We start from the raw sequence: 26,681 nt of genomic DNA on the forward strand, positions 1-26,681 counted from the left end.
GCGGCGTCGGCGTTCCTGGCCGAGCAGTTCGCCACCCTTGTCGTTGCTGTTAGTCATAAACATACCCGTTTGCCTATCCCTTATCTTAAGGGCGGAACGGTGTCCTGTCTTTCATGGGGCTCGTTCATAAAGTAGCTCGGCCCGCACAGATTTGGAGGATCGCAGAGAGTGAAGCCCTACTCCTTTGGAGGCGCATCCCTGCTCTGAGCTTCCCAGAAAGGTGGGCACAAAAAAGCCGCCTTGGAGGGGCGGCTTTCTCGGCCAGCTAGCTTTTGGAGAAGCTTACCGGCGACTTGATGACACGTTCGACGGGTTGAATATAGCTACGTGTTAAATCACGTGCAATAGCATCCTACGTTGCCTTTTTTGATCAAGCGCTCCATCTCTACGAAGCTCATCGGGATTCTATGGATCTCTTCGGAAAGATTGAACATCATCATTTTGGTGGCGTTTTGACTCCATTTTGGGGGTTAAGCTAGCTGAATCGGGCATTTAGGCGATTTCCGCCTACCTAGACACACCGTCGGATAGAGGTGTGTTGCTACTAGCAACAGGGGTTACACGATATGTGTATTTCACCCATACCGTTCGTCGGAAACATGCCAAAATCCGACGAGAAACAGTCGCCACTGCTCTAGGTCGGCTCGCCGATCAATGGTAAAAAGATGGCACGCGCTAGCTTGCTATCGCTTGGCCCCTCAACCACGGGTGGAACCGTGCCGGGAATGGGCCTATTCAAAGAATTCGGACTTGATGGTGCGTTCGACAACAAATCATCAGCCGACCGCCGAGCCCGGAGAGGCGGTCGGAGTCCGGTTCCTGCACTAGGAGCCTTCCCCAATGGGGTTGAAACTTCCTTTGCGCTACGTGTGGCGCGCTTTGCAGGTGATCCCTGGCGTGCTTAACGCTGGTCGCTTGTTCAGCGGTGTGCTGGACATGCTTGATCGCTTGGATCACTGAATAAAAGACCCCGCCAATCGGCGGGGTCTTTTTTTGGGCTTTGCCTGTCGAGGGAAGGCCCCCTATCCAGCAACAACCCAAGGGGTATGGGTGAAAAGCGAAGGCGGTATCGACGCTGGCTCACACTACCGGCTGGATTTTACGGCCACCTAGCTGAATGGTTAGCTGAGGGTGTCCCTCCACGGCTCCGCGCAGCTCGATGGTGCCACCCTCGTAGTCAACGCGCCCCCTCGCCAAAAGGGTGTAGTTGTCGATGCCTACGACGTTTACGTTACCGTTACGATATTTCCGAACGATAAACCGTGACTCGAACTCGCCAGATTGAGTTGGAACCTCCCCTTGATAGAGGTAGTGAGGATCGCCTCCATTCACCGCGCCGTCCTTCACAACCACGAGCCCGTCACCGAAATCGCCTGTGCTCGCGCGAAACTCCACATGAAAAATCCCACTGGCCATACGCATTAACCTCGGTTTATTGGAGTGAAGAAGCGTAGTTCACCAAGGCTAGAGGCGTGGTGGGGCACTGTAACTTTGTGTGTAGCAAAATTTTGGGAAATTGCACCTGAACTGACAAGGCGTTTGCATCCCACTTAACCACCTGTTGGCATTCAACTTGGCCAGCCGTTTGCATCGGATGTGACCAGCACACTGCAAAAATCTACCCATCGAGACCATTCAACACTTGGCTAAGGGGGTGTCCACCGGAGTTGCTGAGCGGCAAGCCTAGGCAGCATGCTTCACATTTGGTTTCAGATTGGTAGCAAGGCGTCTTGCACGCTCCAGGCCAAGGCCCGAGTCATGGATTCGCCCGGCCGAGAGTCGAATCCTCTTCATGTAGGATCATTCTGCAACCGGCCTACACGCCTATGCGTGTCGCAGTCACTCGTGCAATGAAAAAGGTCATTATCCTAACGCCGAATGGACGATTTCGCAGCCCGCTACTTTGAGCGTTTGGAGTCATGCCGATGGTGGTCCTGAGGCTAATGGAAACTTACTCCTGCTGGCTAGTGGGTATAGGCGCCTTCGCTAACAGCCGCTGACGACGCACCGCCGTCCCTCGCGTCGCACCGCAAGCGGCTAGGAGAAGCCACTCGTGGAGGCCTTGTAATTTTGAGTAGGCTCCGACTATTGTCTGGAGCAGTTGTATCGGGTTCTGGCGAAGCCAATGGGTTACAGTTACGACTCAATGCTACTAACGTAAATATTTCAACATGACTCCTAGGATGGCTCATGGAAAAGGAAATCGTACAGAGGGCGGTCAGTCGGCTTGCCAATACAATGCGGATCTATGGTGAGGAACATCTTCGTTACAAGAGTTTGGTAGCAGTTGACAAAGAGGAAGCTATCGAGAACTTAGATAGAGCCTGGGAAGCAAAGTTAGAGGCTTTTCATACACTGTACGATGTCTCTAAAGATGAGTTCGATTACTTTGCACAGTCGGATACATCTTTGCTTATTGCCTTGCGTAATGCGTTGCATCATCGAGATCACTCATTATTTTCCAGTTTGCTCCCAGAGTTGTGGCTCTGCGAGGCCCCTGAGAGGTTGGAGGGAGCAGCATTTTTACTGGCGAGCCATAAATTTGTGGGCGGCGAGCAATCACGCATGCATCATTTTATCAAGTTGGATGACATATATTCTCGCCTAGATCCCAGTAAGAATTCGCCAGAACTTCTGGGGCTCGGAAAAACGGCCGATCTCCAAAAACGGTTCAATCTCATAGCGGAAGGCCTTACTTTTATGAAGATTCAGGCAGAGGCTAAATCTGAGCGATATCCAGAAAAGCAAGTGTATCTCGATATCATGCCGATTTTTATATCCGGTGTGGTTAGGGTGTTTAGGGCACTAAAATCCTTGGGCGTAGAGTTCAAGGGGTACGACGCAAGAGCTTATGAGAAGTGCTTTACGGAAGAGCTTGAAATAGATCTAAGTTTCTTTGAGTTCAAAATTCTCAGGATGAATATGGTCCAGCTCTATCTTGGGCCGGCTCTTACAGTTAATGAGGCTGCAATTTTATATGGTCGCAAGATAAAATCTTGCGAAGAAGATTCTTATTTTGATTTTTAGATGCTAAGCTACATTGAATAGAATCTAATATTGTCCCGCTGCAAGATGACTAGGCCGCGCCTAGATTCTGAGAAGGCGAATGATCTTCGGCGCCATAGCATGTAGTGGTTACGCCAATTTTTATGTTCATGCAGGCGCGCTAGCAGCATTAATCATAAGGGTAGCCCTAGGTCGTCTTTCGCTTCTAGACTAAGGTCATTTGACCCAGCGAGTAGCCTTTGGGCTACTCGCGATAAACCCGGGATTACAGCGCCGGGCCTCAATCTAACCGGGAGCATGATATTGACTCGTAGAATTGCGGTAGACCACGTTCGCGACAACTTTATCAGGGAGATTCAAACCGCACGAAAATTGGTTCAGTCGATTCACGCGTTGCCTCGCTACTCTCCCAAATCACAAGGTATTCATCCCTCGCATGTGCTTCAGGTAGCTGAGCTTGCATTCATGGGATTGGTTGCCTCTTGGGAAGAGTTCTTGGAAGGAACACTTGTAAGATATGTTGCCAATGCTACGACCAACTCAGGCTACAAGCCGACGGCCAAGATAGGTTATTCTGCCACATTATCAGATGCCTATGTGGTTCTATCCCAGAACCCAAACTACGATCCTGCCAAACACTACCTAAAGGTCACTGATTACCAATGGGTAGTGAAAACTGCTGACTTCCTTTTCTCGGTCCACCCCTATAGCTGTATTAGTAACCAACTGAACCTATTGAAATATGCGATTTCCATCCGTAATCGGGTCGCTCATGCTTCCGATAAGTGTAGGAAGGACTTCGTGTTAGTTGCAAAGCTATTCAAGTTTGCGGCCCCTAATGCACAGCCCTTACCACAAGGCTTCACACCAGGCAAATTGCTATTCGAAAATGTACAGCGCCACTTCCCTCAACAATGCATCCAGCGGCAAACAACTCATTTCGAGGCCTATGCGAGTTTATACGAGGTATTAGCTCGCCAGATCGTTCCCTGAAGTTGACAAGCGTTAGCACAGAATTGATTTAAACTTTGTCGTAAGCTAAGGCCGTAGTCGCTCTTCACAAAGGCAGCTATGGGTCAACGGCCGTCATTCGTGGTCACCAGACTTCGTTCCAAGTCGCACGATCATGAATGACGGTCCTTGGTAATAGAGAGGCGCGCACTCATCGAGATGATGCCCTTCGACAACGAGTTATCTCATCTCAAATAGATTTCAGCAGGTGTGGTTCATGGCCGCAGCGCCAGATCAGTTTGAGCTCGCGTACCACTTTGGGCGGCAGGGGAGCATCTTAGGCTCTGTACGAAAAGAGATGTCGCAAACACCGCATGGAACAAGCCAGGGAGACAATGGCGGCGCAACTTTTAGCGAGCTTGTCGAAGCGCGTCACGATCCGGCAGTTCTCTTTCAGCCAGCCAAACATGCGCTCGATGATGTTGCGCTGTCGGTACTTGGGCCGATCAAACAGCCTGGGTAAGCCAGGCTTGGGTTTGCGCTTCATCGAGCGCAGCGGGATGACGGGCTGCATCCGATATTGATCGCAATAGCGGCGTAGCGCGTCGGCGTCGTAGCCTTTATCGGCAAGCAGCCATTTGCAGCGTTTGCGCGGGCGGCCATTTTGGCTCGAATGTCACTGGCTTGACCGCCAGATAGTAGGAAGCGCAACGGTGTCCCGTTAGCGTCGCAGAGCATGTGGATTTTGGTTGTCAGGCCGCCGCGACTGCGGCCTAGAGCGTGATCGGCAGGCTCGTCAGGCCCCCTTTTTTCCCGGCGCCAGAAGAGGCTCGGGTTGCACGTACTGCGGTTGAGTCGATCATCCAGGTTTGCAGATCGATCAAGCCTTGCTCATTCAATCTCAGGTGCAGGCGTTTCAGCATCTGATCGAACGTCCCCTGATTTCGCCAGCCCCGAAACCGTTGATACACCGTTGACCACGGGCCGAAGCGCTCCGGCATATCTCGCCACGCAGCGCCCGAGCAGAGACCCCAGAGCACGCCATCAAGCATCAGTCGGTCGCTCAAGCGAGGCCGCCCTCGGCCATGGGTTTCGATGAAGAGATCGGAGACTACTCCCCAGGCCACGTCCAAGAGTTCCTAACGCTTTGCCATCACAGAATTCCTTTCCGTCGATGGCGGGTGACTCTACAAAATCTCGGTGTTCAAGGGGCGGCGATTGGTTTTCTCGGGATTTCGTACAGAGCCTAGCCCCGAAGGGCGCTGATGAAATTACTCGGGGACCGTACGGAGTCTTATATCTTTTTTTAACGGGGCTTTATACAGTTGAAATTAGTGACCGAATTTCTGCGACTCGCGTAAGGTAAATTTCATGATATGACTTCACACCACTCTTATATTTTTTATTAGCCAGCTGCGTATCTTTAAAGTAGTTCTCAACGAAACCATCGACTTCTTCCAGCAGGTCATTTAGGATTTTTAATGTTCGCGGTGTTTTCCAGGCAACCTTAAGCTGGGTTAAGTTAAGTAGATACTTTCGCGCAATGCTTGTTAGCTCTTCAATTTGATAAAAAGTAGCCTCAATGGTGGTTCGAAGTGCTGCTATCTTCTGATAACGATGAGCGTATTCCGCGCACTCATTAAGCATTTTCATGCTTCGCAAAGCTGGATAAAACGGATTGCCTTGGTTAAACATAAATTGGCGGTCATTTATCCTTGACCTGTCATCTGCGCCGTGTTTTTTTGCGGGCACTACCAACTCTTTAGCTTCGCGCCTACGATCGCCGATCAGCTCCTTTCCTTCAACTAGGTTGGCTAAGCAAGCGTTATATTTAAAGACAAAACGCTCCTCCACCAAGTGTTCAATTAACCTCTCTTGCTTGAGAGATACCACCTGTGAAATAGAATAGCCTGCAAGAACTAATCCGGTGACTGCTTCTATACTTGAAAGCGCTCGTGCTAAACCCAGAGGTTGCAGGTCGCCGTATCCGAGCGTTGTCACTGTTACTAAGCTAAAATAGCAAGCATCGCTGAAGCTAACACATGAGAGATTTTGGAAGACTGGAAACTTTGCGAGTGAAAGACCCCAGTAAAATACGGCGAATAGCAACACTACAAAAAAAAAATAAAGGGTAAGCCTGACTATCAATCGAATATATTGCTTATTGGTTGGATACATTGTTGACCGTCCTTGCTCAAGCCATGGATAGAGATGGTTCTACCATCCTCCGAGTAGATCTGCAAGAAAACGCGCATAGTTGAAAAATTTACTCGGATGATGCATAATTTTCGATTACCACAATTTATGCAGGGAAGCAAGATGAGTGACATGGAAAAAGCAAATATTTTACATCAATTAAAAACGTACTTTGATGTTTCTCCAGAGGTTCTTGACACTCTGCTTGACCAAATATCGAACAAGTCTGTTAAGGATAATTTCAAGCGGATCACTAGTGGGTTGACTATTGAGGATAACTATAAGCATTTGTACTCTTCTTTGCCCTGGATCAAGAACATTAGTGGACTTCATCAAGCTCAGGCAGAGAAATACAAAAAGAAATTCCAAATTCCAGATTACTCACTGCTAATTGAAAATTCTCAAAAAGACACCTTTCCTTTATTAGTAGACGTCAAATATGTAAAAGGTGCCGCCCAAAATTGCACTATAATTCCGAAGCAAAAGCATACCCTGCGCGAATACGCAAAGGCTCACCGGCAGCCGTTGTTGGTCGCAATATACTGGGAGTTTATAGGTTACTGGACGCACACCTGTCTTTCTCACTTTGGGGGCAAAAAAAATAATAAGATTGATTGGCAGACCGCAATTCGTAATGATCTGTCGCATATGCTGAGCGACTACACCTTTCTAATTAACGAGCCATTTTATAGAAAAACTGTCTTTCCGAAGCCGGCTGATCACTCGGATGGAAACGTCGCGCGCCACGAAATTTATGGGAAATATGACTCGGTTTTCATTGGTCGAGATGTGAATTCTCTCTTTAGAGAGGATGAGCCGTTTTACTCAATGGTGATTGATGCGAATTTTAACGCAACTTCTGTTTCAGTTGAAGAGCAGGAGGATAGAATCTGTCTTACTGAGGAGTTTTCTCGTCAGCCAAGCATGATAAAGATTAGCCAGTGGTTGTTGAATTTTACTCAGTTTATGAGCATTAAGCAGTCGATGGCAGTCAATGATATGCATGTTTTGGAAATGGCGAGAAACATTATAGTTGATCTTATGCATAGGCTCGGGTATTCATTGAGCTATAATATTCCTTCTGATAAGAATAAGTGCACTGACGAACTTTTTGAGCTCGCTTATAAGGACACAACTGTGATGTACAAGTATCGTCGCAGCTAGGTGCTGTACGAAATGAGGTCTTGTGAACTTCGTCGGCAGTAGGCCAATGTGGCCATAGTCGAATAATTTCTGTGTTGCAGTAACTAGTGGCCGGTCGGCGATGCTCCTTAACGCTTGAGAAAAATTCGCTCTTGGTATTCTGGATTTTCGAATAGCTGTGGCCAATTTAATTGAATAAAGGGGATGGGTCAAAGCATGACAGTGAGCGTTGGGAGATACACTTATGTGAGGTCTGCTTTTTTCGTGGTGAGTCGGCAGACATCGCAAACAACATCACTGACGCCTTCAATTTCGACTATGCCGATAACTTTCATCCCTATCTCCTTGCGTCAGCGAGCGCATGAGAGCAGATCCGCCCCGAAGGATCGCGTGCAGGGTCGCTGCTACTGGTATACACCCAAGCGAGCGCGTTCCAAGTAGTCCATCACAACCTTGAAACCCACCGAGGTATCAAGCATCTCGAAGGGAACCATACCTGACAGATGCTTACATGGCCGTCCCAGCCAATGCTCGGCTAGGGCTTGAGAGCCGAAGACCGTGACAGCAAGATCCAAGCCTTGGGCGTACTGGACCGCGACTGCACTCTGCTGGGGATTCAACCGGACTTCGTTATGGGGAGCACTCAGCCGCTGGATAGTCCGAGAAGACTTCCCCATGATTTGCTCCAGTAGCTTGCGGGCCTTGAACAGGCACGACGAGTGGACCATAACCTGGACATCACTCAGGGCGAAACCAGCTTTAACAAGCTGCAGGATGTCCAGTTGGCTCAAGCTTCCTGATTCAGCTTGGGTCAACAGGAACATCGGTGGTTGAGCTACCGCCCCTCCTTGAGGACTCAATAATGATGAACTCATTGCACTGACCTCCCTATGATCTGGATGCCAGATTAAATCCGTTTCACTCTCATAGCACTAGAATGCTGCTCAAGGGGGCTGAGTACACAGCTATATGAACTGGCCTTCTCATGCGTCGAAATCCATTTCGGCCTGATGAGGAGGCGCTTCCCTGGCACACAGTGGCTGCAGGGTGAGCTTTTTCATGATGATGTCGGCGAGCGGTATAGACTTGGCTTGTACCTCTGTCTCCGGCCAACTCATTGGCTGGCCAAGTAGGCTTTCAGGCTCAGGGAGCCTTCCCCAGTTTTGGACGTCAGGCGCCTCAAATCCAGCCATCAGCGCACGCTCAAGCCAATAACCTTCAAAGTAGGTTGCATTGCTTTGGGTGCCTGCGACCCAAGTCAACACGGCAGCGCGAACCTCCACCTGCTCATGTTTTGCCCATTCAAATAGCGCGTACGAGCTGTGCCCCACTCTGGCGTGATTGAAATGCTCTCGCAGGCGCTTGCGCAGGTTAGCTGCCTGGCCGATGTAACAGGCTTTACGAATACCGTCATCGCTCTGTGCGGTCAGCGAGTAAATCCAGTAGCCGCCTGTCTCCGTTCGACGCACGATTTTCTCAGGGCCTGGCGGCGGACGGTCTTTGAAGTCAAATCGGACTCTGAGCCGCTTTCCGCTCTTGCAGAGGAAGCCGGCGTAGTCACGACCGTTACGCGTGACGCTCAGGTCGTTGCTCGCGGCTACTGCGAGTAGCTGCTGTCGAGTTCGAATCAGCCCAGCATCAATCGCGGCCTGCATGGTGCTCCTCAGCCGCCTGGCATGTTCGATAGCTTCCCGGTCCATTTGGGCTCCTGATGGCTCTTTGCAATCGGAGCCTACGGTCAACAGTGCGGGTATGGCAATTCACGCGTTGAGCAAAGCAGCCCCAGAGAACGCGCCGGACCCATTTCTCGACTACTGTTTGGTGGCTATTAGACTTGTCATCTAAGGCTTACACGGGATCGGGAGCGGACGGATATGCGGGTTGCACGGCTGCAGATTGAGAATTTTCGGGGTATTAAGCGTGCGGATGTCTTGTTGCCCAAGCATGCCGTCGTCGTCGGTGACAACAACATCGGTAAGTCAACGTTGTTGGAGGCGGTTGATCTCGTCCTAGGCCCCGAGCGACTCTCGCGTCGGCCAGTGATTGATGAGCACGATTTTTATGCGGGGGAATATGTCGATCTACAGGGGCAACCAGTCAACATCACCATTGAAGCAGTGATCACTGATCTGAACCCGGACCAGGAAATGCGTTTCCGGGATCACATCGAGTGGTGGGATAACGGTACGGGAGATCTGCTCGGGGGCCCGCCAGCAGAGGGTACCGACGAGCAAATGGTTCAGGCCTGTTTACGCGTCGTTTTTGTCGGTAGCTACGATGCTGATGAGGATGATTTCACTGGCACCACGTATTTCTGTTCGCCGATGAAACAGGATGGGTCCTACGATTTCTTCAGGACGGCCGATAAGCGTGTCTGTGGCTTTCTGTACCTGCGCACGATCCGAACCGGCAGTCGTGCGTTGAGCCTTGAACGTGGCTCGCTCCTGGACATTATTTTGCGGTTGCAGGACAACAAGAACTTCAAGATCTGGGAAGGACTCCTAGTTGAGCTTCGACAGTTGCAGGTTGCAACTGATCCTGAGATTGGGATCAACGACATCCTGGCGAATGTGCAGGCCTCAATCCGCGGCTACATGCCCAGCGATGACGGCAGCGATCCCCAAATGCGAGTCACGCAACTGACGCGTGAGTCTCTGCGGAAAGCGTTAACTGTCTTCATGGCAACCGGTGCGCAGCGCAGTGATGGCGAAGCGCATGCAGCACCATTTCAGAGCCAAGGTACCGGTACTATTAACATGATGGTGCTGGCACTTCTGTCGCTAATCGCGGAACTGAAGCAAAACGTGATTTTTGCGATGGAGGAGCCTGAGATTGCAATCCCGCCGCACATTCAGAAACGCATCATCAACGGGGTGCGCAGCAAGTCAGCCCAAGCGCTGTTTACCTCGCATTCGCCCTACGTGCTCGAAGAGTTCGAACCCGAGCAGGTCATCGTCATCAGCCGAAACGATGGGGAGCTGAGTGCCATGCCTGCTGGGCTCCCGCCTGGCATCAAAGCAAAAATGTACCGGCAGGATATGCGGCTGCGTGTTTGTGAGGCCCTTCTAGCACGTCGAGTGCTGATTGCCGAAGGCCGGACAGAATACGACGCTTGGCCTGCCGTAGCGCGACTGCTTCATCAGCAGGAGCCAGAATCATTTATGCCGCTTGAGGCCTTGGGCATCCCAATCATCGATGCGACGACTGACTCGCTGATCGCTCCGATGGGTGCCTACTACCGCAGGCTCGGGAAGAAGGTCTATGCCGTTTTCGACGAGCAGGCACCCGAGCAATTGGAAGCTATTAGGGCGTCGGTCGACTACCCCTATCAAGCGCCTGAGAAAGGTTTTGAGAACGTCGTTCTCAAAGGAATCGATGAGGAAGTGTTGCGTGGTTGGGCTGCGTCTCTGATTGAAAGCGGTGCTTGGCCTTCAGACCTAAGGGACAAAGCCCCGGGCCCTGATGCCACGAAGGATGACGTAGCAGCGATTCTAGGGGTGCTGCTGAAGCGCTGGAAAGGCGATGGTGCTGCTGCCAGCTTGCTTTGTACCGCCATGACCCGACACCACCTCCCGGAATTCATTGTCAGCACCCTCGAGAGCATTACAGCCACAATTGTCCCAAAGAAGCCCGAGCCTGAACTTCCAGAACTGGATGATGACCTTCTCGATTTGGTCGGGCCTTAACAGATGATGGTGCTAGATCAGTCTAGACGGGATGTTATTGACTCCCCCACCCATCTGGTCGTGATGGGGGGGCCTGGCTCAGGGAAAACCACAGTCGCATTGCTTAAAGCTGAAGCATTTCTAGGCCGACTAGACCTCACAGAGTATCAGCAGGTGCTGTTCCTGAGCTTCGCCAGAGCAACGGTCGCAAGGGTTGCGGAACAGGCCGGGAAAATGCTGCCGAAACTCGAGCAGGCTCGGCTCGAGGTCAACACCTACCATGGCTTCGCGTGGAATTTGCTGCGCAGCCATGGCTATTTGCTACGCAATGGGCGTCCCTTATCACTGCTTCCTCCGCCAGAGGCTGCTGCGCGATTGTCCACATTGAGCAAAGAGCAGATAGCGTTGGAGAAAACCAAGCTGCTCGAGGAGGAGGGACTGCTGCACTTCGACCTGTTCGCCAGCAATGCTGCCATGTTGCTGGAGAGAAGCCAGTCGCTGCAACGCATCTACGGCAACAGCTATCCACTTATCATCCTCGACGAGTTCCAGGACACGAACGAGGATGAGTGGCGTTTCATTCGAGCGCTGACTCGACATAGCCAGGTAGTGGCTTTGGCTGACCCGGAACAACGAATCTACGAATTCCGCGGTGCTAGTGCTAGCAGGATTCAAGAGTTCGAAGACGCCTACCGCCCCGCCTCCTTTTCTTTTGGGATGGAAAATCACCGGAGCACAGGGACCGACATTGTCCAGTTCGGCAACGATCTGCTGACAGGAGCCAATAGGTGCAGAGCCTACACCCATGTGTCGGTGACACCCTATGCCCCGCGCAAAGGGATGCTTCATCGGGCTTTCAAATTCGCCGTTTTGACCGCCATTGCGCGGCTGAACAGAGGCGACCGTGATTGGTCGCTAGCAATTCTGGTGCCCAGCAAGAGCTTCATGGCAGAGGTTTCCGCGTATCTGTCGAGTGACTCGGATAGTTTGCCGAGACTTTCCCATGAGGTTGCGTTCGACCAAGAGGCTGCGGCGCTCTCTGCTACAGCTATAGCCGCGCTTCTCGAAGGCGGCGCGACTGCAGAAATCATTACTGAAAGGTTGCTCAGAAATTTATGTGCTCACCTGCGTGGTAGGAAAGGCGAGAATGCCCCCAGCAAGCAGCATTTGGAATTGGTGCTCGCCCTGGAGCAATTGTTCGGTGGACAAGCGCTTCGTCGAGTGCCGCACAAGAGGGTTCTTGCTGCCGCACAAGTCATCGCGGTCCAGCGCATTGACCTGCAATTGACTGGCGACCCACAGCTTGACTGGATTGCCACGCGGCAGCTGTTGGATTCAAGCACCGAGCAGGCCTTCAATCAGATAGGTATCGATGGCCGGTATGTGCGCTTGCTGGGGAAGGGATCGCTACTTCGAAGCCGTTTGGGTGAGTTGTGGCGCTTAGCTGAAGGTTACCCAGGAGCAGAGAGGCTAGTGCGAGATGCTCTTATTCAGGATCACTTCCAAGCTGTCACCAAGGACTGGAAGGGCCTCCATCTCATGACCATGCACAAGTCGAAGGGAAAGGAATTCACGGAGGTCATTCTCTATGAGGGCGTCATGAAGGGACGTTTTGTACCGACCGAAGCAACTCCAGATCGCATGCGCCAGGCCCGCTTGGCCATGCGTGTCGCGGTCACTCGTGCAATGAAGAGGGTCACCATTTTGACGCCGACTGGACGGAATCGCTGCCCGTTGCTTTGAACGCAAGAGAATGCCTCAATTGGTGTGGCCGCCTGGGATCATCGAGCTGTTACCGATGTGCGGCTGAGTGGACGAAGTTGCCCGCAGCTGCCGTCAGGCGGAGAAGGTGATCTACCTCCAGAGCAGACGGCTAAAGAGAAATTCAGATTTTCTGTGGACATTCATTTTCCGCGACAAGTCCATACAAAACAATCGGTTAAATAAATGTCCATGACTGACAATTAGTCGGTGCGATGTCAACGTCTGATGGTTGCCGTGGCGTGCCACGGTGCTTGATGGACCTGTGAACCCCCGTAATCGCTAGGCGATACGGGGGTTTTCACTTTTGGCAAATGCAAAAAATGCTGCAGAGGCTTACGGCTTCAGATGATGAAATCACACCAGAAAAGCCTGCATCAGTAAGTACTGTGCAAGAATTTCTTGATCCTGTACGCCAGGTTTTCAAGGGTTCGGGTGCTGTAATGCTGGGGATCCCACGCAGCGTGCAACGTGATGCCCAGGCTCAGCTCCGGCGTTCGCGCAGATGCCTGGATCAACACTCCGTAAAGGCCGTACTGTGGCAAGTCAGTGATGACTCCTACACTACGATTGTTTGCTGTCAACGCCTGAATGGTTTGCGATTGATCGCCCTCCTCCACCGACGCATAGCACAAACCTTCTCGGGTCATGGCCAGGTCCAGTTCCAAACGGCTGACGCTGGTATTGCTCGGCAGCAACAGGGATTGGTCGGCCAATTCCGCCAGCGTTACCATGGTAAGACGATTGATAGCCCAGGGATGCTCATTAGTGACATAGGCACGCAGTGGTACCAATCCCGACTGCACGCTGGGTTCCTTCTGAATCTTTCAGGACTAGCCTCGGCGCACTAGCTTTTCGGCCGTCGTTTATCAAGCAGCGTTTGTTCCTGTAGCCAATCAAACTTTCAACAGCCGATAGAACCTCCACAGCCATGTCAGAAGGTTTCACAGCATTGCCGTCTCTCAACGCACTTCGCATGTTCGAGGTAGTTGCCCGTCATCTGAATTTTCGCCTGGCCGCCGAGGAACTGGGCGTGACGCAGGCTGCCGTTGCGCAGCAGATCCGTGGCCTGGAGGCGAGCCTCGAGGTGCGCCTGTTCGAGCGCCTGCCCCGAGGGCTGGGAATGACGGATGCGGGACGTGCCTACAGCGGGAGCGTGCGCAGTGCATTGGCGATGATCGACGAAGCAACCCGCTTGCTGAAACCGGAGCCGTCTCATCTGACAGTCAGCGTGACCCCGACCTTTGCCTCGAAATGGCTTATTCCGAAGCTGGGCGCCTTTGCCGAAGACAACCCGGACATCGACTTGCGGGTGCTGGCGACCGACCGGCTTTCACACTTTCATACCGATAGCGTCGATATCGCCGTTCGCTACGGGCAACCGCCGTTCGGGGCCGGGCTGAACGCCGAGCTGTTGATGGAGCAACGCATCGTCGCAGTGGCGAGCCCGGGCTTGCTTGAAGACAAGGGAATGCCAGACAGCTTCGAACGCTTGCAAGACTTCCTGGTGCTCCACGATGCACACGATTTCTGGCCCGAATTCACCTCCGCTCTATTCCCCGAACACACGCAGGCCACCGGCAAGAACATGCGTTTCAACCAGACTTCGCTGGCGATCGAGGCTGCTATCAATGGACAGGGCATTACCTTGGCCAGTCATGCATTCGTAAAGCAGGATATCGCCGCAGGACGGCTCGTCCAGATGTCTCCCCAGCAACTGCGGCTCGACAAAGCGTTCTATCTTGTATGGCCGCGCAGGGCCAAGGAATCTCCGGCTCTGCAGGTCGTCAAGGACTGGCTGAAACGCCAGGCAGCCGATAGTTGAGCTATCGGCAAGGTAAAGCCTGACTGTCTCCCCCAGGCAATGGGCTGCTGCTACGGTAGGGGCACATGAAAGTGTGATCCGCATTTCCCAGGAGGCAGCATGACAGTCGAAAAAGTAGCAATCATCACCGCCGGTGGTAGTGGCATGGGCGCGGCCGCCGCACGAAAACTCGCCACCGACGGTTTCAGGGTCGGCATTCTGTCCTCCTCGGGCAAGGGTGAGGCCCTGGCCAATGAATTGGGCGGTGTCGGGTTTACCGGCAGCAACCAGTCAGTGGAAGATCTGCAGCATCTGGTCGACGGTGTCATGTCGAAATGGGGACGCATCGACGTATTGGTCAACAGCGCCGGCCACGGTCCTCGCGCGCCAATCCTGGAAATCTCCGACGAAGACTGGCACAAGGGCATGGACACCTACCTGCTCAACGTCATCCGCCCGACCCGGCTGGTCACGCCGATCATGCAGCGCCAGAAAGGTGGTGTGATCATCAACATTTCCACCGCCTGGGCCTTCGAACCCATGGATCTGTTCCCCACTTCCGCTGTTTTCCGCTCGGGCCTGGCAGCCTTCACCAAGATCTTCGCGGACAACTATGCGGGCGATAACGTACGGATCAACAATATATTGCCAGGCTGGATCGACAGCCTGCCGGCCACCGACGAGCGCCGCGACAGCGTGCCTCTCAAGCGATACGGCACCAGCGAGGAGATTGCCGCCACCATCGCTTTTCTGGCCAGTGAGGGGGCCGCCTACATCACCGGACAGAACATCAAGGTAGACGGCGGTGTGACGCGCAGCGTCTGATTGCGCAGGATCGCGTCCTGGCGCGGTCCGCTTTTTCCATCGATGCGAATGCAGCGCTGCATCAGGGGTATCAGCCAGGCTCCCGAGCTGATACCCGTCCACTCTCACGCCCGCTCGGGCACCGGCGCCTTGACCGGCACAGTGACGCCCTCGCCTGCCAGGCTTTTCTGGAGCGCGGTCGGCAGCGACTCGACATACAGCGTCCTGGCCGGGAAGGCGAACTTGACGCCTATCTTGGCGAACGCTTCCATCATGGCGATATTGATGGCCTGCTGAACGTCCATGTACACGTTGTAGCTGGGGTCGAGCACGATGTAGACGGTCTCGAAGTCCAGCGAATACTCGCCGAAACCGAGGAAGTGCGAACGGTCGAAGCGCGCAAGCTTCTGCTCGCGGATGATGCGCTCGACCTGCTGGGTGACCTGCTTGACCTGCTCGGGCGTGCTGCCGTGAGTGAGGCTGAACTTGAAGACGATACGTCGCTCTTGCAGGCGCTTGTAGTTCTGGATGGTGCTGCCGATCATCTCGGCGTTGGCCATGACGATCTGCTCGCCGCCCAGGCTGCGGATACGCGTGGTCTTGAGGCCGACATGCTCCACGGTACCCGCCAATGAGCCCACGACGATGAAGTCGCCCACTTCGAATGGCTTGTCCACCGCGATCGACAGGGAGGCGAAGACGTCGCCGAGGATGTTCTGCACGGCGAGCGCGATCGCAATACCGCCTACGCCAAGGCTGGCCACGAAGGCGGTGATGTTGACACCCAGATTGGACAGCATGGCCAGGATGACGACGGCCCACAGCAGGACCTTCGCGCCCCAAAGCGACAACGTGGCCAATGCGCTGCCACTGTAGTTTTCGGAGTGGCTATGCCTCTTGAAATAGCGCAGCATCGCCAGCGCAATGGCCCGACTGGCCCAGAGACCGACTTGCAGGGCCACGACCACGAACCACAAGCTGCTTACCCTGGAAGCCCAGCGCTCCGGAAGGTCGAGAACACCGATACCAACCAGGATCGAGCCCAGGAGCAACAGCGTATTGCTGGTACTGGACAACACGTCGATCGCGATCTGGCTGACATGTGAACCTCGCTTGCCACTGCGTGCCTTGAGGTTCCTCATTATGAAACCAATGCCCGCACGTGCGATGGTGAAGCTCAGGGTGGTAGCGCACAGCGCCAGGAACCAGTTGGCAAGTGTAATGCCAAGGAATTCGGTTTCGGTGATGACGGCTAGGAACCCTAGATCCATGATCGTTGTACCTCACTGCTGGGTGTTAGCTGAATGCCCGGCCCTCTCAGAGCCCTGTAGTCCAGGTGAGCGCAAAAGCGCTGGCCGGTAGAGAAACTCGGTTCGGTATGACCGCTTGGGCGTGCCGCTACCGTCTGGGTTTCGAGGCCCATGGTGCGGGTTTGTCCAAATTTTTTTTCCAGCGGATCCTGTCTTGGCCTCAAAAAGCGCTATCTGGGGCGTATGAACACTGTAGGAAGAGCTTGTATTGCGAATGGTCGAGCGGGCTGTTCCAGCTCAGGCTGGGCAACGTAATTGGAGGATGGTCGAGCGGGGTGTGATGCTTTCCGGGAGAAACCACCGTGCCGCGCGGCGAAGCACGCGGCACTTGGCATCAGGCGTCCTTGCCTTGGACAAGACCCGAGCCCAAGTCGACCCCAGTGATCGGGTTGGCGTCAGGGTCAGACTTGGTGCGCAGCTTCATGGCTTCCAGCACGTCGTAGTCGGCTGCATCGAGTTGAACCGACGCGGTCCCATCCCCGCCATCCACGGCAGGCTCCGGCGACTCCACGTACTCCCATTCTTCGCCTTGGTTCCAAGGCCCACGCATGTTCGGTTCGCCCGACATGTTGAAGTACTTGTTGGTGAACTCTGGATTGCCTGGCAGCTTGCCTTGCGGGAAGTTCGGCTGGATGGCATGCAGCGCCTTTTCAAAGGACATCTGATGAGCGATTTCGCGGGTCATGAGGAACCCGAGCGCTTCCTTGACGCCTGGATCATCGGTGACATTCATCAAACGCTCATAGACGATCTTCGCCCGCGCTTCCGCTGCGATGTTGGAGCGGAAATCGGCGGTCGGCTCGCCGATAGTGTCGATATAGGCCGCGGACCAAGGTACACCGGCCGAGTTGGTCAGTGGCGCACCTGCGCCATACAGCAGGCTGGTGATGTGCGAATCGTTGCCGGCGCCGTTTATGGCCCGGTAGAGCTCGCCTTCTTCCTCGACACCTTCGGCCAACTGGCCTTTGGCGCCCTTGTTGAGCATCACGATAATGGAGCCGACGATTTCGAGGTGGCTCAACTCCTCGGTGGCGATGTCCATCAGCAGGTCCTTGCGGCCTGGATCATCCTCGGCGAGCGCTTGGGTGAAATAGCGACCTGCCGCAGCCAGTTCACCTTGGGCACCACCGAATTGCTCCAGCAGCAGATTGGCCAGGCCAGGATTCGGACGGGCGACACGAACGGTATATTGGAGACGCTTGTTATGCATGAACATGTGCGTTTTCCTCAGGCTATTCTCAGGGAAGCGTGTGATCGACCATTGCTGGCGTGATGGACGCATTCAGTATTGAGAAGGGCTATGCGAGGCAAAGAGTCCATCCGATTGATGACTCCAAGATGAGCGGTGGTCTTTCGAGAGTTCCATGTAATATACGAATCACCTGGATATCCTGTGGCTATCGTCGTAGAAAAACACTTTTATGGATCAAGAGACGTGCCAGGGTTGCCGGGTGGGTTCTATCGGTTGTGGTTGCTCGTGGGAGGCAGGCGTATTTGATCCTGCTTGGGACACCGCACAACAAGAGCAAGTCTGTCCTCAAGACACCTGAAGGCAGCGAGCTAGCCGACAGATTGCCGATCAATGCCTATCGCCAAGGTCGGATGATCCGGCGCCTGCTGGAAATCGAGACCTACCGCATGATGACGTCCTTGACCTTGGATAAGGCCAAGGCATCGAGTGCCGAGCTGAACGCCTTCGACAAGACCCTGCTCGACCTGTCCCAACGTAGCGCCAGCGTCGACGGTCACGATTCCAAGGCTTTGCTCGAGGCGATTGCCCATCTGTCGCGGCAGGTAGTCAGCCGCACGGTACGCACCTGTCACCGCTTCGGTGCGACCAAGGCTTACGCACAGCTGGTATTCGAGCGCCTGGGCGAGCTGCGCGAAAGCCATGTCGGAGATTGCCAGCAGCTGGGGTGTTCATCGAGGGTCGATTCAAGCCCACCGTGCGCTCCTGCGCGGCGACCGACCAGCGTCTGGAACAACTGGCGAAGAATGTCGCCAACCTGGGCGACCTGCTGCAGGCGCGGGTGCAGGTCGAGATGGAGGAGCAGAACGCCGAGACCCTGCGCAGCCTGAACACCCGTGCCGATGCCCAGGTCAAGATCCAGCGAGCGGTGGAAGGCTTGTCCATCATCGCCATCACCTACTACCTGCTGAACCTTTTCAAACTGCTCTACAGTGGCTTGAACGTGCTTGGCACGCAGCTCACGTCGCGCGACGCGCTGTTGCGCATGGCACCGCCCGTGCTGCTGGTCCCGCTGCTGATCCTGCTCCGGATCAGGCGGGCCAAGCAGCACTGAAACGACGGTTCAGGACGCGTCGTCTACCGGGCGCAGCGTGTCCTGCAGCAAGACCATGCTCTGTGGCGTCGACAGCGCGATGCCCTTGTCACGCAAGCGACCGAGAATGGTGAACAGCAGGTCGCTGCGGGTTCCGGACACAACACGGGGCCCTGCCACGTAACCGCTCGCGCTCATGACCATCCCCGCGCTGGTGAGGTCCTTGAAGGTCACCGAAGGCGCTGGCGCGTCGAGAATCGACTCATGCTCGGCGTAGGCCTGGAGCAGTAGTTCACGCACCTCTCCCGCATCGGTGTCCAGCGGCAAGGTCAGGGTGATCCCCACCACGCCCAGGGCGTTGGCCATGGTCACGTTGCGCACGTTCTGCGAGATGAACTGGGAGTTGGGCACGATCACGGTGGAGCGGTCCGACATCTGGATCTCCGTGGCACGCACATTGATCCGCCGGATGTCTCCCTCGACACCCGCCAGGCTGACCCAGTCGCCGACCTTCACCGGGCGCTCGGTCAGCAGGATCAGGCCGGAGATGAAGTTCTGCACGATGGCCTGCAGACCGAAACCGATACCCACCGACAGCGCGCTCACGACCCAGGTCAGGCTGGTCAGGTTGATGTGCAGGGTCGACATCACGAACATCGCCAGGAGCAGGAAGCCGAGGTAACCCACCAGGGTCACCAAGGAGGCCCGCATGCCGGCGTCCATGTCGGTCTCGGGCAGCAGACGATCGTTCAGCCAGCGCTTGACCACGCGAATCGCGAACAGGCCGCCGAAAAATATCGCGACCGCAATGAAGATGTCCTGCGGCACGATGTCCAGGTTGCCGAGGATCTTGCCGCCGCTTCCATCCCATTCGGAAAGGCTCGACAACAGTTCGCCGGGGCTGGTGCCAGACGGCATGAAGATGAGCAGCACGGCGATGAACAGCAGCAAGGTGCGACTGACACCGGCCAGGACGGTACTGGCCTGGGCCTGGTGCCGCGGGGCCAATCCCAGGGCGGAAGCCAGCTTGAGGCCGTCGGGCTGGTGCGGCGATAGCAGGCTTTCGCAGAGGTCACCGAATGCGGCAATGAGCAGATAGGCACAGGTGACCACCACGCTGACCCATAGCAGCTTCGCGGTGAGGAAGTAGGCCAGTGTCAGGTAGCCGGTCAGCAAGGTGAGCAGGATGAGGCCGACCCACACGGTGATCACGAAAGGAATCAGGCCGGCCAGCCCCGCCGGACGCGCGATCCCATGCGTGCGACGGATGCGCCGATAGCGCATGAGCGCGGCCGCGAAGATCAACGACACGACCAGTGCGGTGATGCCGTTGGTCGCCACGGTCAAGGCCAGACTGCTGGCAATCACGCTGTTGATGCGCTCCTGGGTCAGCAGGAGCATCAACGCCGTGGCCAGCAGTGGTGGGAACCAGTGCAGCGCGTGAGCGACCTCGTCGGGGATCGGCGGCAAGCGCCAGCTCGGCCGCTGCAGCATGAGCACGGCCCGGCCGAGCCCGGCGATAAAGGCGCAGAAGACCGCCAGGGTAAGGAGCTGGTTGATCAGGCTGGCGACATCGCTGCCCAGCACGGCGCTGCTTTCCAGCCCCCAACGCACCAGGGACACGGCACCGCCGATGGTGATCAGGGTCGCCACGCCGACGCTCAGCGCGAAGGCGCTACGACGTAGCCGACCTTCCGGCAGCCAGCGGATCACCGCCCAGGCCAACCCACGCTCGAGCAGCAGACGACCCAGGGTCCAAACCAACAAGGCGGCGATCAGGCTGGAAATGAACAAGACGCGGTTCTGCGCGCTGAAGGCGCTGCTGATCGCGGTCGCGGCTTCGCCCCTGAGGTCTCGCAGGCGCCCGAGGTCATCATCGGTAGGACGGATGATACTGGACCAGAACGCAGGGCTCAGCGGGCTCGCCGCGCGGCTGGTGATCTGTGAGTTGAACAGGCTGCGGCGCAGGTTGACGATCTGCGTCGACAGGTCGCGGGCTGACTGAGTCACCTGGATGGCCTGTTGCTGCTGAGCGAGCAGCGTTTTCTTCTGCGCGTTCAGTTGCTGGCGCTGACGTGTCAACGTTTCGGCCTCGTCCGGCAACACCGGGCCCAGCACATTGAGCTGATCGTCCAAGCGTGCCAGATCACTGGTGCGCGACACGCTGAGAGCATCGGCCTGGCGCTGCACCTGAAGGGCTGCCTGACGCAGTTGGGCCAGCAGGTCGTCGTTGGCATTGCTGGTAACGCCCTGCCGGATCAGGTCGAGCCGGTCATTGAGCTGGTCCAGGCTGGCATCTTCGGCCAATACCGGCAGGTCGCCCGTCACCACGCGCGAAGCCGGGACGGACGGTGCCGACCAGGCCGGGGTCGCCACAGTCAGCAAAAGAGAAAATATCCCCAGGCAAATGACTCTAAGGCTGATACGCATGGAATTACCTTCCTCCCATCAAGACAGGGCGGGGATTCTACGCTGCTTGCGCGCCTCAGGTGAGCGCTGTTTCGCGCTCCAGCAACTGTCGTTTGCGCTCCACGCCCCAGCGGTAGCCACTGATATCGCCGTCACGGCGTACCACGCGATGACAAGGTATGGCTACAGCGATGTGGTTGGCAGCGCAGGCCAGGGCCACGGCGCGTACGGCCTTGGGCGCGCCAATGCGTTCGGCGAGCTCGGTATAGCTGACGCGGCTGCCGGCCGGGACCTCGCGCAAGGCCTGCCAGACACGCTCCTGAAAGACCGTGCCCTGGATATCCAGCGGCAGGTCCAGGCCCAATCCAGGATGCTCGACAAAACCCACCACCTGCGCGACCAACTGCTCGAACTGCGCATCGCCGCCAATCAGTCGGGCTTTCGGAAAACGTGCCTCCAAACTACGCAACAGCGGTTCCGGGTCATCACCCAGAAGAATCGCGCAGATTCCGCGCTCGCTCCGGGCAACCAGGATAGCCCCCAGGAAGCATTGGCCAAGGGCGAAGCGAATGGTGGCGCCCACCCCGCCCGCACGGTACTCGCGTGGGCGCATGCCCAGGCGGTGTCCGACGCTTTCATACAACCGGCTGTTGGAATTGAAGCCTGCTTCATAGATGGCATCGGTGATCGAAGTGCACGGGTCATCCAATGCCTCGCGCAGGCGCTTGGCACGATACGCCATGGCATAGGCCTTGGGCGACAGGCCGGTCTCGGCCTTGAACTGGCGTTGCAGGTGATAGGGACTCATCGCCAGTCGCCTGCCCAATTCCTCGAGCCCGAGGTCGGCATCGCTGTTCTCGATCAAGGTGCAGGCGCGTGCTACCCAGGCCGCGCGCCGGTTGTTCGAGTCAGGGTTCGCGTTGCAGCGCAGACAGGCACGATAACCCGCGCTTTCCGCCATTGCAGGCGTCAGGAAGAACTCGACGTTGTGCTGGCGTGGAGCACGCGAGCTGCAACCCGGCTGGCAATAGATCCCGGTGGTCCGTACGGCATAGACGAACTGGCCAGCCGCACTGGCATCGCGGGCCTGGACGGCACGCCAGCGCTGTTCGTCGGTTGTGAAGCATGGCGTAGGTTTCACATTGCCTCCCGTCCCTTCAGGCGCGGCCTGAGCAGGGCACTGTTCAATGCAGCGGAGCGCCGCGCTGGCTCAAGCCCGCCATAGATACCAGGATGCTACCGTGCGATGAGGGCTCCAGGGGCCAGCCAACGCACGCATCTGCGCCGGCGTCGGGGCTTTTTCAAAACCCTTGATTCGCCGGTACCCCTCGCGCACGGCAAAGTCATCCACCGGTAGTATGTCGGAGCGTTCGAGGCAGTAGATCAGCAACATCTCGACGGTCCAGCGGCCAACGCCGGGCAGGACCACCAGTCGCTCGATCAGCGCATCGTCATGCAACGCCAGGGCCTCTTCCCGCGTGGGCACCGTACCCTGCAACCGCGCCTGGGCAATGCCTCGGATCGTCGCCAATTTGTTGGCCGAAAAACCGCAGGCACGCAAGGCCTGGGGATCGAGGGCCAGCAGTTGCTCGGGCGAGGGGAAATCCACGTCCGGATACAACCCCAGCATGCGCCCGAGAATCGCTTCGGCCGCCCTGGCGTGCAGTTGCTGGTAGGCAATGGCGCGTACCAGGGCTTCGTACGGTTCACGCCCCGGCGTGGCGCGATGCAGGCAAGGCCCGATCGTTGCGATGTGCCGAGCCCAATCCGAATCGAGGGTTTCAAGAAAACGCGATGCGTTGCCATAGGCTTCGAGAGACAAGTCAGCCTGGATCATGACGCACTACCTGTGGTGGCCGTGGAGGACCATGTTAGCCCAGGCGGTCATTCGGTTGAACGTCGATTCTTGCGGAGCAATTGCCGAGGCGGCATCGCTCTTCCTGTGCCCCTTTCCCGCCTCGCCGAGCAAGGCGGATTTCAATCGGCCACTGCCCGCATCCGCCCCACCCGTCGGTAGGAATGACGGGCAAAGCACACGAACAGACCCGCCATCAGTGCCAATGCCATGGGCAGCCCATGAGGCGCCACATCCATGGCGGCACCGCTGACCAGCGGCCCGACCAGGCTGCCGACACCCCAGAGCAGGCCGACACTGGCATTGGCGGTCACCAGGTCCTGTCCCTTGAAACGCTGGCCGATCAGCACCAGGGCCAAGGTATAGATCCCACCGGCGACCGCGCCCAGCAGCAGCAGCAACGGCCAGAGCAGCCAGGTCATCTGCAGCAGCCAAGGCAACGCCACACCGATCGACATGGCCACCAGCCCGCACATCAGGTGCAGCCAGGTGCGCTCGCAGCGGTCGGCCAGCCAGCCCAAGGGCAGCTGAAAGAGCATGTCGCCAGCGAACACCACGGTCACCATCATCGCCGCCACACCGATGGCGAAGCCATGGCTGGTGGCGTAGACCGGCAGCAACGAAAGCACGACGGCATCGAAAAACGAGAAGAACAGCACGGCGACGCATAGCGCAGGTGCCACGCGGAAGAATCCGGCCAGGGAGAAGCTTTTGTCTCCTTCTTCCTCATGTTCGACATAGTCGTTCGGTACCGTCAGCACGATGCACAACAGCGCCAGACCGTAGCAACCCGTGACGACGCCGGTCACCCAGGGGCTGTGCGCGCCGAGCACGGCCAGCATGGCCGGCCCCAGTACTTGAAAACCGGTGAAGCTGGTGGCGTACAGCGCCATGATCTTGCCGCGATTGTGCTCCGGGCAGAGTTCATTGACCCAGGACTCGCCCAGGATGATGGCGACCCCCATGCCGATTCCCAAGCCCAGGCGCAACAGGGCCAACAGGTAGATCGAGCTGAATGCCCATTCGAGCAAGGCGATGCTCGTCATGCACAGGCCGAAGCACAACAGGTAGATGGTACGCCGAGTCAGGTGTCGACAGCAGGCATCGACCATGAAGGCCGACAGCATCATGCCGGCCGCAGGGATCGCCGATACGATGCCGATCTGCAAGGTATCGGCCCCGGCATCGAGCAGTCTCAGGGACACCAATGGCAGACTCGCGCCAAGACTGAAACCCACCACGGACACGGCAAACAGCAGGCCAGCCAGCAAACGCTTGTTCATTTCCACTCCTCATGCCCCCGTCGCTGGCGACATGGCCGCGACGGGTGACGATCACTCGACGATGTTCGAACGCAAGCGCCCGCGAACACACGGCAAGCGTGCCCGCACTTGGCGCGATCGATTCACGCGGTGGGTGGGGAGAAGGTGAAGGCGAACAGCACGCTGCGTCGACGCTTGAGCACCGTGTCGCTTGGCCACGCCTTGCGCATGGCCCCGACGAGGGGCTGGCAGAAACGACCAAGGATCGGATAACGGCGCATGCATCGACTACGCAGGATGAAAAGGAGGCGGCACTCTAGCCAAGGCCCGCCGCCTCGTCAATGTGCCTCAGCGCTTGCCGGTGGAAGGCAGGAAGATCGCCAGCAGCCCGAACAGCGGCAGGTAGGAGCACAGCCCATAGACATACTCGATCCCGCGAAGGTCGGCCAGATAGCCCAGCAGCGCGGCGCCGATGCCGCCGAAGCCGAACATCAGGCCGAAGAAGATCCCGGCGATCATCCCCACATTGCCTGGCACCAGCTCTTGGGCGTAGACGACGATGGCCGAGAACGCGGAGGCCAGGATGAAACCGATCACCACGCTGAGTACGCTGGTCCAGAACAGGTCGGCATAGGGCAGTGCCAGGGTGAAGGGGGCGACACCAAGGATCGAGAACCAGATCACCGCCTTGCGCCCGATACGATCGCCGATCGGGCCGCCGAAGAATGTGCCCGCCGCCACGGCGCCCAGGAACAGGAACAGGTGCAGCTGGGAGCTGGCTACCGAGAGGTCGAACTTCTCGATCAGGTAGAAAGTGAAGTAACTGGTGAAGCTGGCCATGTAGAAATACTTGGAGAACACCAGCAGCCCCAGCACCACCAATGCTGCGATCACTCGCTTGCGCGACAGCCCATGGGTGGCCTGCTGAGCGGCGCGGGTCTTGAACTGGTTCAGGTGATCCTTGTACCAGCGGCGCAGCAGCAAGGTCACGCCGAAGAAGAACAGCCCGGCGATACCGAACCAGGCGACATTGCCCTGACCGAACGGGATGACGATGGCTGCCGCCAACAGCGGACCGAACGCCGACCCCGCATTGCCGCCGACCTGGAACGTCGACTGTGCCAGGCCGAAGCGCCCACCCGAGGCCAGCCGGGCGATACGCGAAGTCTCCGGGTGGAAGGTGGAAGAACCGATACCGACCAGTGCCGAGGCCAGGAGGATCATCGGGAAACTGCCGACGAAGGCCAGCATGACGATGCCTGCCAGCGTGCAGAGCGTCCCGACGGGCAACAGGTTGGGCGTAGGTCGTTTGTCGGTGAAGAATCCGACCCACGGCTGGAGCAGCGAGGCGGTGATCTGGAAGGTCAGCGTGATCAGGCCGATCTGGGCGAAGCTCAGATCGTAGTTGGCCTTCAGCAGCGGATAGATCGCTGGCAGCACTGACTGGATCAGATCATTGATCAAGTGCGCCAAGGCGCAGAAGCCGATGATGCGCATCACCAGAGAGTTGCCTTGTGCAGTCGTTGTAGGACTGGCTGTGGGATTCCGAGTACTGCTGAGGGCCATGGGAAAGATCCATCCACTGGGGTCGGGATCCAATTATCCAGATACAACTGGACACAAATCCACCGCTTTCTGCCAACCCCCTACAATGCGCCTGTAAATGGTTCTCAACATACCTAGAATTTTTGCTTCGCCGTCGTCCCCTTAGGTACCCTTGCCCTCCGCGAGCAGCCAGACAATGAGTCCGATGCCAGCCTTGCAACACCAGCCTGATCCCGAGCGGAAAGCACTCGACTGGTTTTCGCGCCTGCGCCGTTTCCAGTGCGACGAAGCACTGCGCCAGTCCTTCGCCATGTGGTGCGAAACGTCGGCCAACGCATCCGCCTATGCCGAACTGGAACGCTACATCGAAGGGTCAGCGGCGACTTCAACCTGGATAGGTGCGCCGAGACCGTTGAGCAATTGGCCCGACAGCAGCACTTGCGGGTCCATGACGTGCTCGGGCACTGGTTGATCGTCCGCTGAGCCCTCACCTGGCTAACCTTTTGATCATGCGTGAGATTTTTTTCAAAGAGGGTGTTGACAGCAATTCGTTTCAGGGGAATAATGCGCGCCACTTGGCTACATAGCTCAGTTGGTTAGAGCATAGCATTCATAATGCTGGGGTCCGGGGTTCAAGTCCCTGTGTAGCCACCAAGTTCGATTTGCAGAGTTCCTGAGAAGTCTGCAA

21 protein-coding genes, 1 tRNA gene and 2 pseudogenes are annotated in these 26,681 nt (G+C 56.5%); 10 read left to right on the top strand and 14 right to left on the bottom strand.

What is annotated here, in order from left to right; translation table 11 throughout:
* Nucleotides 1-1,080: 1,080 nt before the first annotated feature.
* Nucleotides 1,081-1,416: a GrlR family regulatory protein gene (locus G7009_RS22965; protein ID WP_181132395.1), complete on the bottom strand. Its 336-nt coding sequence runs from the start codon at nucleotides 1,414-1,416 to the stop codon at nucleotides 1,081-1,083.
* Nucleotides 1,417-2,190: 774 nt separating this feature from the next.
* Between G7009_RS22965 and G7009_RS22970 the strand changes: the two genes are divergently transcribed.
* Both G7009_RS22970 and G7009_RS22975 read left to right on the top strand, forming a co-directional pair.
* Nucleotides 2,191-3,027, top strand: coding sequence for a hypothetical protein (locus G7009_RS22970; RefSeq protein WP_181132396.1), 837 nt, complete (start codon nucleotides 2,191-2,193; stop codon nucleotides 3,025-3,027).
* A 282-nt stretch (nucleotides 3,028-3,309) separates the two neighbouring features.
* Nucleotides 3,310-3,999: a hypothetical protein gene (locus G7009_RS22975; protein WP_181132397.1), complete on the top strand. Its 690-nt coding sequence runs from the start codon at nucleotides 3,310-3,312 to the stop codon at nucleotides 3,997-3,999.
* A gap of 295 nt (nucleotides 4,000-4,294) precedes the next feature.
* On the opposite strand, the pseudogene G7009_RS22980 reads toward G7009_RS22975, so the two are convergent.
* Nucleotides 4,295-5,090, bottom strand: a pseudogene (locus G7009_RS22980) (IS5 family transposase).
* A 184-nt stretch (nucleotides 5,091-5,274) separates the two neighbouring features.
* Entirely contained in the window at nucleotides 5,275-6,135 is an 861-nt protein-coding gene (locus tag G7009_RS22985) for a potassium channel family protein (protein WP_181132398.1), read from the bottom strand.
* Nucleotides 6,136-6,276: 141 nt separating this feature from the next.
* On the opposite strand from G7009_RS22985, the gene G7009_RS22990 reads away from it, so the two are divergent.
* Nucleotides 6,277-7,317 carry a hypothetical protein gene (locus tag G7009_RS22990; RefSeq protein ID WP_181132399.1) on the top strand — a complete coding sequence of 347 codons (1,041 nt, stop codon included), beginning with the start codon at nucleotides 6,277-6,279 and terminating at the stop codon, nucleotides 7,315-7,317.
* A 383-nt stretch (nucleotides 7,318-7,700) separates the two neighbouring features.
* On the opposite strand, the gene G7009_RS22995 is transcribed toward G7009_RS22990, so the two are convergent.
* Together G7009_RS22995 and G7009_RS23000 are read right to left on the bottom strand one after the other, a co-directional pair.
* A complete protein-coding gene (locus tag G7009_RS22995; RefSeq protein ID WP_181132400.1) occupies nucleotides 7,701-8,171 on the bottom strand; it encodes an antitoxin Xre/MbcA/ParS toxin-binding domain-containing protein in 471 nt (156 codons plus the stop codon).
* A 108-nt stretch (nucleotides 8,172-8,279) separates the two neighbouring features.
* Nucleotides 8,280-8,996: a GIY-YIG nuclease family protein gene (locus G7009_RS23000; RefSeq protein WP_181132401.1), complete on the bottom strand. Its 717-nt coding sequence runs from the start codon at nucleotides 8,994-8,996 to the stop codon at nucleotides 8,280-8,282.
* A gap of 174 nt (nucleotides 8,997-9,170) precedes the next feature.
* Between G7009_RS23000 and G7009_RS23005 the strand changes: the two genes are divergently transcribed.
* On the top strand, nucleotides 9,171-10,982 hold the full coding sequence (locus G7009_RS23005) for an ATP-dependent nuclease (protein WP_181132402.1): 1,812 nt from the start codon (nucleotides 9,171-9,173) through the stop codon (nucleotides 10,980-10,982).
* A gap of 6 nt (nucleotides 10,983-10,988) precedes the next feature.
* Nucleotides 10,989-12,704: a UvrD-helicase domain-containing protein gene (locus G7009_RS23010; protein ID WP_258198038.1), complete on the top strand. Its 1,716-nt coding sequence runs from the start codon at nucleotides 10,989-10,991 to the stop codon at nucleotides 12,702-12,704.
* A 395-nt stretch (nucleotides 12,705-13,099) separates the two neighbouring features.
* Here G7009_RS23010 and G7009_RS23015 read toward each other — a convergent pair whose 3' ends face one another.
* The gene (locus G7009_RS23015) at nucleotides 13,100-13,528 is read right to left on the bottom strand and encodes a hypothetical protein (RefSeq protein ID WP_181132404.1); all 429 of its coding nucleotides are present in this window, start codon (nucleotides 13,526-13,528) and stop codon (nucleotides 13,100-13,102) included.
* A 125-nt stretch (nucleotides 13,529-13,653) separates the two neighbouring features.
* On the opposite strand from G7009_RS23015, the gene G7009_RS23020 reads away from it, so the two are divergent.
* Nucleotides 13,654-14,547, top strand: a complete 894-nt coding sequence (locus G7009_RS23020) for a LysR substrate-binding domain-containing protein (protein ID WP_181132405.1) — start codon at nucleotides 13,654-13,656, stop codon at nucleotides 14,545-14,547.
* 99 nt (nucleotides 14,548-14,646) lie between these two features.
* Entirely contained in the window at nucleotides 14,647-15,351 is a 705-nt protein-coding gene (locus G7009_RS23025) for an SDR family oxidoreductase (protein WP_181132406.1), read from the top strand.
* 104 nt (nucleotides 15,352-15,455) lie between these two features.
* Here the strand turns inward: G7009_RS23025 and G7009_RS23030 are convergent, their stop codons facing one another.
* Both G7009_RS23030 and G7009_RS23035 read right to left on the bottom strand, forming a co-directional pair.
* Complete coding sequence (locus G7009_RS23030; protein WP_181132407.1) at nucleotides 15,456-16,601, bottom strand: mechanosensitive ion channel family protein; 1,146 nt, start codon at nucleotides 16,599-16,601, stop codon at nucleotides 15,456-15,458.
* Between the two features lie 373 nt (nucleotides 16,602-16,974).
* Nucleotides 16,975-17,856, bottom strand: a complete 882-nt coding sequence (locus tag G7009_RS23035; protein ID WP_181132408.1) for a manganese catalase family protein — start codon at nucleotides 17,854-17,856, stop codon at nucleotides 16,975-16,977.
* Nucleotides 17,857-18,278: 422 nt separating this feature from the next.
* Between G7009_RS23035 and G7009_RS23040 the strand changes: the two are divergent.
* Nucleotides 18,279-18,943 (top strand): annotated as a pseudogene (locus tag G7009_RS23040) (DUF3422 family protein).
* Nucleotides 18,944-18,952: 9 nt separating this feature from the next.
* Here the strand turns inward: G7009_RS23040 and G7009_RS23045 are convergent.
* The 6 genes from G7009_RS23045 to G7009_RS23070 form a co-directional block, all read right to left on the bottom strand.
* A complete protein-coding gene (locus G7009_RS23045; protein ID WP_181132409.1) occupies nucleotides 18,953-21,352 on the bottom strand; it encodes a DUF3772 domain-containing protein in 2,400 nt (799 codons plus the stop codon).
* Between the two features lie 55 nt (nucleotides 21,353-21,407).
* Nucleotides 21,408-22,472 (bottom strand): bifunctional DNA-binding transcriptional regulator/O6-methylguanine-DNA methyltransferase Ada, encoded by a 1,065-nt coding sequence (ada, locus tag G7009_RS23050; RefSeq protein ID WP_181132410.1) that lies wholly within the window; start codon nucleotides 22,470-22,472, stop codon nucleotides 21,408-21,410.
* A gap of 69 nt (nucleotides 22,473-22,541) precedes the next feature.
* A complete protein-coding gene (locus G7009_RS23055) occupies nucleotides 22,542-23,168 on the bottom strand; it encodes a DNA-3-methyladenine glycosylase family protein (RefSeq protein ID WP_181132411.1) in 627 nt (208 codons plus the stop codon).
* Between the two features lie 140 nt (nucleotides 23,169-23,308).
* On the bottom strand, nucleotides 23,309-24,469 hold the full coding sequence (locus G7009_RS23060; RefSeq protein WP_181132412.1) for an MFS transporter: 1,161 nt from the start codon (nucleotides 24,467-24,469) through the stop codon (nucleotides 23,309-23,311).
* Nucleotides 24,470-24,591: 122 nt separating this feature from the next.
* On the bottom strand, nucleotides 24,592-24,729 hold the full coding sequence (locus G7009_RS23065; protein WP_181132413.1) for a hypothetical protein: 138 nt from the start codon (nucleotides 24,727-24,729) through the stop codon (nucleotides 24,592-24,594).
* A 67-nt stretch (nucleotides 24,730-24,796) separates the two neighbouring features.
* Nucleotides 24,797-26,014: an MFS transporter gene (locus G7009_RS23070; RefSeq protein ID WP_181132414.1), complete on the bottom strand. Its 1,218-nt coding sequence runs from the start codon at nucleotides 26,012-26,014 to the stop codon at nucleotides 24,797-24,799.
* A 175-nt stretch (nucleotides 26,015-26,189) separates the two neighbouring features.
* Here G7009_RS23070 and G7009_RS23075 point away from each other — a divergent pair, with 175 nt between their 5' ends.
* Nucleotides 26,190-26,465, top strand: a complete 276-nt coding sequence (locus G7009_RS23075; protein WP_181132415.1) for a FecR/PupR family sigma factor regulator — start codon at nucleotides 26,190-26,192, stop codon at nucleotides 26,463-26,465.
* Nucleotides 26,466-26,570: 105 nt separating this feature from the next.
* A tRNA-Met gene (locus G7009_RS23080) sits at nucleotides 26,571-26,647 on the top strand.
* Nucleotides 26,648-26,681: the final 34 nt, after the last annotated feature.

This window comes from Pseudomonas capeferrum (assembly GCF_013523055.1).
Taxonomy (GTDB): Bacteria; Pseudomonadota; Gammaproteobacteria; order Pseudomonadales; family Pseudomonadaceae; genus Aquipseudomonas; species Aquipseudomonas capeferrum_A.